The 10,289-nt window shown below is 64.1% G+C and carries 10 protein-coding genes and 1 pseudogene; 8 read left to right on the top strand and 3 right to left on the bottom strand.

Annotation, left to right across the window (positions count from 1 at the left end; all coding sequences use genetic code 11):
- The 6 genes from V9K91_RS08125 to V9K91_RS08100 all read left to right on the top strand — a co-directional run bounded on the left by V9K91_RS08125 (position 1) and on the right by V9K91_RS08100 (position 5,574).
- Positions 1 to 735 (top strand): hypothetical protein, encoded by a 735-nt coding sequence (locus V9K91_RS08125; protein WP_336442972.1) that lies wholly within the window; start codon positions 1 to 3, stop codon positions 733 to 735.
- 128 nt (positions 736 to 863) lie between these two features.
- Entirely contained in the window at positions 864 to 1,250 is a 387-nt protein-coding gene (locus V9K91_RS08120; protein ID WP_336442971.1) for a DUF1622 domain-containing protein, read from the top strand.
- Positions 1,251 to 1,256: 6 nt separating this feature from the next.
- Positions 1,257 to 2,117, top strand: coding sequence for a hypothetical protein (locus V9K91_RS08115; RefSeq protein WP_336442970.1), 861 nt, complete (start codon positions 1,257 to 1,259; stop codon positions 2,115 to 2,117).
- Positions 2,118 to 2,269: 152 nt separating this feature from the next.
- Positions 2,270 to 3,070: a hypothetical protein gene (locus V9K91_RS08110; RefSeq protein ID WP_336442969.1), complete on the top strand. Its 801-nt coding sequence runs from the start codon at positions 2,270 to 2,272 to the stop codon at positions 3,068 to 3,070.
- A gap of 39 nt (positions 3,071 to 3,109) precedes the next feature.
- Positions 3,110 to 3,907, top strand: a complete 798-nt coding sequence (locus tag V9K91_RS08105) for a transporter (protein WP_336442968.1) — start codon at positions 3,110 to 3,112, stop codon at positions 3,905 to 3,907.
- 59 nt (positions 3,908 to 3,966) lie between these two features.
- Positions 3,967 to 5,574 (top strand): arylsulfatase, encoded by a 1,608-nt coding sequence (locus V9K91_RS08100; RefSeq protein ID WP_336442967.1) that lies wholly within the window; start codon positions 3,967 to 3,969, stop codon positions 5,572 to 5,574.
- A gap of 51 nt (positions 5,575 to 5,625) precedes the next feature.
- On the opposite strand, the gene V9K91_RS08095 is transcribed toward V9K91_RS08100, so the two are convergent.
- Complete coding sequence (locus V9K91_RS08095; protein ID WP_336442965.1) at positions 5,626 to 6,036, bottom strand: DUF202 domain-containing protein; 411 nt, start codon at positions 6,034 to 6,036, stop codon at positions 5,626 to 5,628.
- Positions 6,037 to 6,387: 351 nt separating this feature from the next.
- Here V9K91_RS08095 and V9K91_RS08090 point away from each other — a divergent pair, with 351 nt between their 5' ends.
- Both V9K91_RS08090 and V9K91_RS08085 read left to right on the top strand, forming a co-directional pair.
- A complete protein-coding gene (locus V9K91_RS08090) occupies positions 6,388 to 6,810 on the top strand; it encodes a hypothetical protein (protein ID WP_336442964.1) in 423 nt (140 codons plus the stop codon).
- A 105-nt stretch (positions 6,811 to 6,915) separates the two neighbouring features.
- Entirely contained in the window at positions 6,916 to 8,241 is a 1,326-nt protein-coding gene (locus V9K91_RS08085) for a chloride channel protein (RefSeq protein ID WP_336443192.1), read from the top strand.
- A 328-nt stretch (positions 8,242 to 8,569) separates the two neighbouring features.
- Here the strand turns inward: V9K91_RS08085 and V9K91_RS08080 are convergent.
- Positions 8,570 to 9,274: pseudogene (locus V9K91_RS08080) on the bottom strand (trehalase-like domain-containing protein); the annotation flags it as partial.
- A 113-nt stretch (positions 9,275 to 9,387) separates the two neighbouring features.
- Positions 9,388 to 10,254: an SDR family oxidoreductase gene (locus V9K91_RS08075; protein WP_336442963.1), complete on the bottom strand. Its 867-nt coding sequence runs from the start codon at positions 10,252 to 10,254 to the stop codon at positions 9,388 to 9,390.
- Positions 10,255 to 10,289: the final 35 nt, after the last annotated feature.

The following is a 10,289-nucleotide window of genomic DNA, read 5'->3' as shown; positions in this document are numbered from 1 at the left end:
ATGAGCAACCCGAACCATGACCGCTCAGTTCGCCGCCGGATCGCCTGGACGGCGCTACTGTGCGCGGCGCTGCCCGCGCTTGCCGGCGCGCAGACGGTGCAGCTGGCCAAGACCAGCCAGGGCGGGGTGGGGACGTTCGCGTTCTCGCTGACCAATCTGGACGGCGTCAGCGACAGCATCACTACCACGGTGGCCGGCACGCCGACGTCCTCGGCAACGGTGTTCACGGTGACCAATCCGGCGCTGCCGGTTGCGCTTACCGAAGCCGCCAACGCGCAGTTCAGCCTGGATGGCGCCAGCTGCGTCGATACCAGCGGCACCGTCCCGGGCACGATCGGCACGCTGGGCGGCAACACGCTGGTAATTGCCCCCGCCAGCCTGCAGCCGGGCGTGACCCTGGTCTGCACGTTCGTCAACACTCAGCTCGCTGCCGACCTTGCGATCACCAAGCAGGCCAGCCCTGGCGTGGTCGCCACCGGCGGTACGGTGACCTACACGCTGACCGCCAGCAACGTGGGGGTGGTCGATGTGACCAATGCGGTGGTGGCCGACGTACCCGGTACAGGCCTGAGCTGCACCGCCGCCGGCAGCTGCAGTGCCAGCGGCGGCGCCACGTGCCCGGGGAGCGTGCCGGCCTCGGCGCTGTTCGGCGCCGGGGTCACGATTCCGGCGCTACCAGCGGGCGGCAGCGTGGCCATCAGCGTGCCGTGCACGGTTTCCGCATCGGGCAACTGAGCGGCGTGGGCGGCCTGAAAACGCGCTATGCAGGTAAATTTACTGAGCAGGGTTCGGTAGTAAAACGCTGGTTGCCGCGGGGCGCTGCCGCCACTCTTGATGCAGATTCCAGCGTCGGATAGCGCGTCATGCCTAGTGAAGAAGTCGCCATCCAATGGGTTGAATGGTCCGCACTCGGCATCGAGCTGCTGGCGATCGGCCTGATTGTCGCCACCATACTGGTGTCGACGGCGGTGTACGTGCTCGCGCTGGCCGTGCAGCACAAGGACCGGGCCGACAGCTATGAGCGCTACCGGCGTCGGCTGGGCCGTGCACTGCTGCTTGGCCTGGAAATCCTGGTGGCCGCCGACATCGTCCGCACGGTGGCGCTGGACAGCACCATGAATGCGATTCTCTCGCTCGGCCTGCTCGTTATCATCCGTACCTTCCTGAGCTGGTCGGTGGTGCTGGAAGTGGAGGGGTTCTGGCCCTGGAAGCGACCGCCTGAGCGGGTGCCACCGGCCGGTGAGGAATAGCGGCCCATGAACACCCAGGCGCTGATCCTGCATTGCCTGCAGGCGAGCATCCTCGGCACGGTGTTTTCGTACGGCCTGCAGGCGACCGTTTCGGATGCGCTGTTCCTGGTGCGCCACCCCGGGCTGCTGCTGCGCTCGGTGCTTGCCATCTTCATCATCATGCCGCTGGTGGCCATCGCAATGGTGGAGGTATTCGCGCTGCCGCGTGCCACGGAAATCGCGCTGGTGGTGCTGGCGTTGGCCCCGATTCCACCGCTGCTTCCCAAAAAGGAAAGCAAAGCCGGCGGCGAAGGCGCCTATGCGTTGGGCTTGATGGTGGTCATGGGCCTGCTGGCGATCCTGCTGGTGCCGTTGCTGGCCTGGATGCTCGGCGCGTACTTCGACCGCGATTTCGGCATGCCGCCAACGTCCATTGCCAGGATCATCATCGTCATGATCGTGCTGCCGCTGCTGGCCGGCATGCTCGTCCGCGCCTTGGCACCAGCGCTTGCCACGACGCTGGCCCGGCCGATCGCGCTGGCATCGCTGGTGCTGCTGCTGGGCGCCGCGGCGCCGATCCTGTTCGCTGCGGTGCCGATCGTGTTGAACCTGCTGCACAGCGGCACCCTGCTGGCCATCGTGGCGTTCATCATCATCGGCCTGGTCGTGGGACAGCTGCTCGCCGGGTCGGTCGAACAGCGCCAGACCGTACTGGCGCTGTCCACCGCCAGTCGCCATCCGGCCATCGCCCTGGCCATTGCCAAGACCAATTTTCCGGACGAGCCGTTCCTCGCCGCCACGATCGTGCTGTACCTGCTGGTGGTAACGCTGCTGGCCCTTCCCTACGTCAAGTGGCGCCGGCGCAGCGCGGAATCGCACATCTCTTGAAGTAGCGTGTGTGCGGCATGGACAGGGGGCGAGCCCATGCCAGTGCAGGCATGCATCAATCACTGGACGAGGGTCGGTAGAAGTACTGAAGCAGTTTTGGCAGCCATCGACCATCCTCGAACCCATCCCACTGTATCCGTTGGTGATGGAACATGCATCTGCCAGGCAGCCCGTCCTTCGTCCCGCTGTGGTTGCTCACCGTGATCTTCTTCGTGGCGTTGTTAGCCGCCCGCGAACTTGGGGCTTTCCTGCGATCCCGACAGAACCTGCGGAAGTCACGAAAGCCAGTAATCACCGGTGCCGATGAGGGCGACTCGTTCTCGACCAACACCGTGCTGGGCTTGCTGGCGCTGCTTATCGGCTTTACGTTTTCGCTCGCACTTGGTCGCTACGACGAGCGCAGGTCGCTGGTGCTGCATGAGGCGAACGCGCTGGGAACGACCTGGCTGCGGACGGTTCTGCTGGAGACGCCCGACGCCGAACGCGTACGCGCCGTGTTGCGGCGGTACATCGACGCACGCGTGGATTTCGCCAAGGCAAAGACCGCGCAGCAGGAGCTGGATCAGTACGCACGCACCACCGCGCTGCAGACGGAGCTCTGGGCGGCCGTGATGTCGGCCACCGCCTCCTTCCGGGACACTCCGCGCGCCAGCCTGATGATCACCACCACCAACGACTCCATCGACCTGGCCGGCGAGCGGTTCGCGGCCCGGCAGGACCACATTCCCCATCGCATCCTGCGGATGCTGTTCCTGTTCGCGCTGTTTTCCGCAGGGCTGCTCGGCTATGAACGCGTTCGCCAGCGGACGTCGACAACCCTGCTGCTCCTGTTGTTCTCGCTTGCCGTGGGCCTCGTACTGGACCTGGACCTGCCCAGTACCGGCGGCATCAACGTGCCGCAGGACCCCATGCTCGATCTCCAGCGTTCCGTGGCCCTGCCCACGCCTTCATAGGTGTCCGTCATGCATTGCTCATCCAACGCTGCGCGCCCCGTGCGTCCACGCCCGCTGCTGGCTGCGCTTGCCATGGTCCCGGTACTGGCAGGGCTGTCCGGCCCGGTGTCGGCGCAGGATGCGGACGCCCTGGCGAAGAAGCTCTCCAATCCGGTCGCGGCGCTCATCAGCGTGCCGTTCCAGTACAACTACGACGACGGCTACGCCAATGGTGGCTATCGGCATACGCTGAACATCCAGCCGGTTGCACCGTTTTCGATCTCGCCGGAGTGGAACGTCATCTCCCGCACCATCCTCCCGGTGGCCTACCAGGAGGACGTGATTCCGGGCACCGACCAGGCCGGGCTCGGCGACCTCACCCAGAGCTTCTTCTTCTCGCCCAAGGAAACCGGCCCGTCCGGCATCGTCTGGGGCATCGGCCCGGCGCTGCTCCTGCCCACCGGTACCGATGACCTGGGCGCGGATACCTGGGGCGCCGGTCCCACCTTCGTGGTGCTCAAGCAGGACGCGAGCTGGACCTTCGGCGCGCTGGTTAACCACCTTTCGGACATCGCCGGCAGCGGCTCCCGCCGCAGGGACATCAGCAACACGTTCGTGCAGCCGTTCCTCGCCAAGGCGTTCACCGGCGGCCGTACCTTGGCTGTGAACATCGAGTCCACCTACGACTGGAAGGCGAGCCAGTGGACCGTGCCGCTCAACGTCCAGTACTCGAAGGTCAGCAAGCTGGGCAACCAGATGATCAGCTACCAGGGTGGAGTTCGGGCTTACCTGGAAGGTCCGCGGGGCGGGCCGGACTGGGGCGTCCGCTTCAGTGTCACGTTGCTCTATCCCCGCTGACGAAAGGCCCCCGTGGGCAGCAGTCCGTTTGATCCGTCTCAACTGTAAAGGAGTAGATCATGGTCAAGACAGCAGAAAAAGCTACGAAAACGTCCTCCGTAAAAAACGGTAGCACTGACAAGCTCCCCAACATCCTGGTCATCTGGGGCGATGACATAGGGGTGTGGAACGTTGGCGCCTACACGCACGGGATGATGGGGCGCACCCCCAACATCGACAGCATTGCCAGTGAAGGCATGCTTTTCACCGATCACTATGGCCAGCCCAGTTGCACGGCCGGGCGCGCCGCGTTCATCATGGGCCAACTGCCGATCCGCACCGGCATGACCACCATTGGCATTCCGGGCTCCACCCGCGGTATCCAGAAGAGCGACCCGACCCTGGCCGAAGTGCTCAAGTCGGTCGGCTACGTTACCGGCCAGTTCGGCAAGAATCACCTGGGCGACCGCAACGAGTTTCTGCCTACCGTCCACGGCTTCGACGAGTGGTTCGGCAACCTCTATCACCTGAACGCGGAAGAGGAGCCCGAGGAGCTTGACTACCCGGGGCAGAAGAACCCCGAGTACAAACAAACCTACGGTCCCCGTGGCGTGCTCCACACCTGGGCCTCGGACAAGGACGATGCCACCACGGACCCGAAGTTTGGCCGGGTAGGCAAGCAGAAGATCAAAGACACCGGCCCGCTCACGCGCAAGCGCATGGAAACCTTCGACAGCGAAGTGGTCGAGGTAACCCTCGACTGGCTTGACCGGGTAGGCAAGGGTGACAAGCCGTTCTTCGGCTGGTTCAACACAACCGCCATCCACATCCATTCCCACTCGCCGAAGAAGTGGATACAGAAAGCCGTGGACGAGGGCAGGGCAGAGGAAGACGTGGTGCGGGCCAAGATGCTCGAGCATGACGAGCAGGTCGGTCAGCTGCTGGACAAACTCCGGGAGCTCGGCATCGAAGACAACACGATCGTGATCTACAGCACCGACAACGGCAACGAGCTGATGCTCTGGCCCGATGGCGGCTACGCGCCATTCCGCGGCGAAAAGGGGACGACCTGGGAAGGCGGTGTACGCGTACCCCACCTGGTCAAGTGGCCGGCCCGGATCGCCGCCGGCAGCGTCTCCAACGAAACACAGAACCACGAAGACGTCTACGCCACGCTGGCCGCAGCCGCCGGGCTTCCCGATCTGAAGGAGAAGCTGATCAAGGGCCATACCATGAACGGCACCAAATACAAGGTGCACCTGGATGGGTACAACAACCTGGCCCACTGGACCGGGGAATCGCCCAAGTCGGCGCGGCGCGAAATCTTCTACTACGATGAAACCGACCTGATGGCGGTGCGCGTGGACAACTGGAAGATGCACATCGGCGTGAAGCGGGAGGGCAGCTGGTGGGATGAAAAGTACTACCCGTCCGTGCCCTACATCTTCAACCTGCGCATGGATCCCATGGAGCGCATGGACCCACAGTCGCCGGAATGGGGTTACATCGGGCGCAAGTTCTTCGCCTCCAAGTTGTGGGCACCCACGGCTGCCGGCCCGTTCATCGCCGAGCACCTGAAGACGCTCATGGAGTTTCCGCCGTCACAGGGCGCCGACACCCTGAGCATGAAGAAGGCGCTGGAAGAGGCGCAGCGCAAGATGGAGAATCCCGCCGGGAGCAGCAACTGAAAGGCCGGCGCCGGGTGTCCCAGGACCCCGGCGCCTGCGGCGCGGCAGACCTCAGCTAGTGAACAGCCAGAGCGCCGTCAGCCCGCCCAGCAGCAGCAGGCCGATGGTGAAGACCGTTGTCGCGCGGTGCCTGGGAGCGATTACGCCGCGTTCGATATCCCTGGTTACCAGCCGATAACGGACCAGGGACCAGATAAGCAGCGCCAACCCGAGCAACACCATGCCAAAACCCGCGTTGCTCGCGTCGTGCAGCATCAGTCTGCTACCTTTGGGCGCTTGGTCGTTCTGGATCAGGTAAGTGCTGAAGCGGTTAATGGTGATCCCGAAGCCGATCAGCGACACCGTTGTGCGCAAGTACGCCAAGTGGGTGCGCTCGTTGCCAAGATGGGTGCGTCCACGTGCTAGGTCGTTGGCCAACGTGGAGGGAGGCGGGGCGTCGGGCGGGGCAGGCAGATGGCTCATGGGGGACCTCCGTGGTGGTAGTGACCCTGGCCCCAAGTGTCTCGTCCAGCCAGAACAGAATGCATACGTATCAATGCGCAACCGTCCTCAGTAAATCTACTGCGCAGCGCGTCAAGGCTGGGAAGCCTCTTGTGACGGCTCACCCATTTGCATGGCGTATTTCACCCATGTCAGAAAGCGGTCATGAGGGGTGGCGCGGAGTAGATTAGCCGGGTAGCAAGGTCCGCTCTTGGCCGAAAGCGGACGCCGGGCCGAGTCCGGCCGCGGGGAAGGATGGAAATCTCGGCCGCCGACCCATTGCGAACGTTCTTTGAGCCACAAGTCACATCCATCAGGTAGTCGGGGGAAGCTTTGGACATCACCGAGCGCATCAAGCAGAGGCGAGGACAGGACACTATCGCCGGGATACTTCCTGGTGCTGCTTCAGCAACCGTGACCGACGTTGCGAGCAGTTTTGGACTGCTGGACTCACCGGAGTGCTACGAAGAGATTGATGCTGTCGAGGCAGCCAAGGTCATAGAGAACGTCCTTCATAGGGACATGGCCTACAAGACCGAGATCATGCCTATTGCCCTCGCCCGTGAGCTTTCGGGAGAGTTCGTAGCGGCGTTCGCTGGCAGCGATGCGCGCTTCTTCACAAATGGTGAGTGGGGGCGCTCAAATGGGGCACTTGGTGTTGGCTGGACTCCAGTCACGTCCGCAACGTTCGACACTGGTGTATTGGTCGTGTCCGATCAGACGGTTGGATGCATATGGTGCATGGACGAGGATTGAGGCTGCGTTGGTAGGGCAGATGCCCGTCGGACGGCCTCATCAGGCAAGGTGACCCGCCACGCAACCGGCTTTCCGTCCCCGGTGGCGCTGGCCATACTATGGGCCATGACCTGTATACGCCGAATCCAGATGCACCTGGCCGGCCAGTTGCGGCGCGAGGCATGGCGGCGCCGTGCCGCCCTGTGGACGGGCGCGGTGGTGGTGGCACTCATCGCAATCCTCTTTGCCAAGTCCAGCGATGCGGCATTTGCCCTGTTTCGACGCGCCATCGAGCACTCGCCCTGGTGGGCGCTGCTGCTCACGCCGGGAATTTTCGCCCTGCTGGCGTGGCTGACCAGCGGGGTGCTTCGTCCCACGCGGGGCAGTGGCATTCCGCAGGTGATCGCGGCGCTGGACAAGCCGGATGAAGCATTCCGGAAAACCAACCTTTCACCGGCGGTGTCGGCAGGTAAGCTCGTCCTGACCACGCTGTCGCTGCTGGGGGGTGCTTCGGTGGGAAGGGAGGGGCCAACCGTGCACGTGGGCGCCAGCCTGATGTACCTGTTTGGCCGCTGGTTCGGTTTCAAAGATCCACGGGAGCTGGCGCACTTTCTGTTGGCAGGCGGTGCGGCCGGTATCGCGGCGGCCTTCAACACGCCGCTGGCCGGGATCGTGTTCGCCATTGAAGAGCTGAGCGGGCGCTTCGAGCATCGCTTCTCGGGCACGCTGTTGACGGCCGTCATCGTCGGCGGTGTGGTGTCGCTGGGCCTTCTGGGAAACTACACCTACTTCGGCCATGTGACAGCAGGACTGCCGCTGGGGCAGGGGTGGCTGGCCATCCTGCTATGCGGGGTGGTGGCTGGTCTGCTGGGTGGGGTATTCGCCCGCATGGTGCTGGCCAGCGCTGCAGGGCGCCCGCGCTGGCTGGGCAGCCTTCGGCAGCGGCATCCGGTGCTGCTGGCAGCCGGCTGCGGTCTGGTGGTGGTTGGGCTGGCGGCGTTGTGCGGCGATGGTGCCTTTGGCACCGGCTATGAACAAGCGCGCAGTCTGGTGCAGGGTCAACCGACGGTTGGACATGAGTTTGGGCTGATGAAGCTGCTGGCGAACCTGGCCTCTTATGTGGCCGGCATTCCCGGCGGGCTGTTCTCGCCGGCGCTGGCCGTCGGCGCCGGCCTGGGCCACAACCTGGCCGTGGTCATGCCCGGCGTGGACCCGCGTGCGTTCGTGTTGCTGGGCATGTGCGCATACCTCACCGGTGTCACACAAGCGCCATTGACCTCGGCGGTCATCTCGCTGGAACTTACCGACAGTGGCGATCTGCTGCTGCCTATCCTGGCAACGGTACTGATTGCCCGTGGGATGTCCGGGCTGGTGTGTCGGACACCGATCTACAAGGGGCTGGCGGAACAGTTGCTGCTTCCGCGGTCGCAACAGTCCAGCAACGACTCGTAACCATCTGTCGCTGCCGCGCTCACTGTTGGCTATGCGCCGGCCCTTGGTATGGGGCAGCAGCACCAACTGAGGCAGACAGTGTCCGCTTTTGGCCGATAGCGGACGCGCTCTACTAAAATGCCCATGACGAGCGGCCACGCTACTCGCTATCCACGGCGTACGCGGCATGCACCAAGGCCAAGTGACTCAGGCCCTGCGGCGTGTTGCCGAGCCCCTGTTCTGCCTGCGTATCCCACATCTCCGACATCGGACCCACGTCGTTCTGGACACGGGCCACCAACGATCCGAACAAGCGATTGACCTCGGCGTAGCGGCTGACACCGCAGTGCAGGTCGTCCACCCACTGACGCCACTCCCGGTCGGAGCGATCGATGCGGGTATCGATATCGGCCAAGGGAGGGACGGGTAGCACTTCGTCTTGCGACGCCAGCAGCGCGACGATGTGCCTGTCACCAGACCGAAGGGTGAGGCTGCCGCGCACTTCACGGTCGTCACATTGGGTGATCTCCGTGCTATCGGGATAGCGCAGCATCGTCATCACGGGGCCGGCGTGATGCACGCACCCGTTGGGGGTGTCGCTCATCCACGGCGTGCAGGTGCCAGCTCGGGTGCCTGGCAGGTAGTGCAGGTCGAAGGCTACCTCACCCTCGATGCCCTCCAACCGCCTGGCCAGCTCGGACCAAGGCAAACGACCGGCCGGGCCGCTGTTGAGCGACTCAGTTACCCGTACCAAGCCGGTCGTGGTGCGCACGAGCGTTACCAGGACGTTGCTGTTATCGCGGTAGCGCCTTTGCACTTCCTCAGCGTCCCGGGCTTGCAGGGCAAAGCGACCGCCGGCCGGGTCATCGAGCAGACGGTCGAGCAAGGGCGGGGCGTCCATACAGGGCGCGCACCACCAGTCAATGCTGCCATCGGGAGCGATGAGCGCGCCGGAACGCCCACCGCCGATGGCAGCATAGGCGTGTATGGGCGCATATCCGTCCGCATCGCGCTCGACAGGAACGCTCCCGGCCTTGCTGGTGCCAGCGGTCACGGAAGCAGCGTGCCGTCGGTGGCACCACTTGGGGACTGGATCTGCGGCTTCTGCATGTCGTATGGGTTGCGAGAAGTCATTGGATTCCCTGGTTGAGGAGAGAGCCAGCAGCGTTACAGGGTGACGGCGCCGCCGGAGACGGTGATCAGTGCGCCGGAGGTGTAGCTGGCGCTGTCGGCCGCGAGCATCACGTAAGCAGAGGCGAGTTCGGCTGGCTGACCCGGTCGACCGAAAGGCGTCTGGCTGCCAAACTGCTCAACTTCTTCCGCAGCCATGCCCGCGGGAATAAAGGGCGTCCAGATCGGGCCGGGCAGCACTGCGTTGACCCGGATGCCCTTCTCCGCGAGCAGACCCGCTAGACCAATGGTGAGGTTCGCTAGCGCGCCCTTCGTGGCCGAGTAGGGCAGGATGTTGGGCGTGGGCTTCTTCGAATTCACCGAGGCGGTGTTGATCACCGAGCCGCCGTCCTCCAAATAAGGCACGCACAGACGGGTGAGGTTGAACACCGCATGCACGTTCGTCTCGAATGTTTTGCGCCAGTCATCCAAGGTGATGTCGTCGAAGGACTCGTAGTAGCGCTGATACGCAGCATTGTTGACCAGGATGTCCAAGCCGCCGAGTTCGGCCGTGACCTGCTTGATGAGCGCCGCAGCCTGGGCGTCGTCGCTGATGTCGCAGGGGCACAGGACGGCCTTCTGCCCCGCCCCTTCGATGAGGGCGCCAATGCTGGCGGCATCCTTTTCCTCCCCCTCGAGAAACGCAATCGCCACGTCGGCGCCCTCGCGGGCGTAGGCGATGGCTACTGCGGCACCGATGCCACTGTCTCCGCCGGTAATCAGAGCTTTCTTGCCCTTCAAAAGGCCGTGGCCAACGTAGCTCTCCTCACCGTGGTCTGGCCGTGGGTCGAGCTTGTCGGTCTTGCCAGGAAACGACTGCTGCTGAGCCTTGAAGGGCGGCTTCGGGTAGTTGGGCACGGCCATCGAGGGAGCCTCTCTGGGTTGAAAGAAACGCCAGT

The organism is Stenotrophomonas sp. CCNWLW57, from assembly GCF_037203925.1.
GTDB classification, from domain to species: Bacteria; Pseudomonadota; Gammaproteobacteria; order Xanthomonadales; family Xanthomonadaceae; genus Stenotrophomonas; species Stenotrophomonas rhizophila_A.
This window is presented reverse-complemented; position numbering and strand designations above follow the sequence as displayed.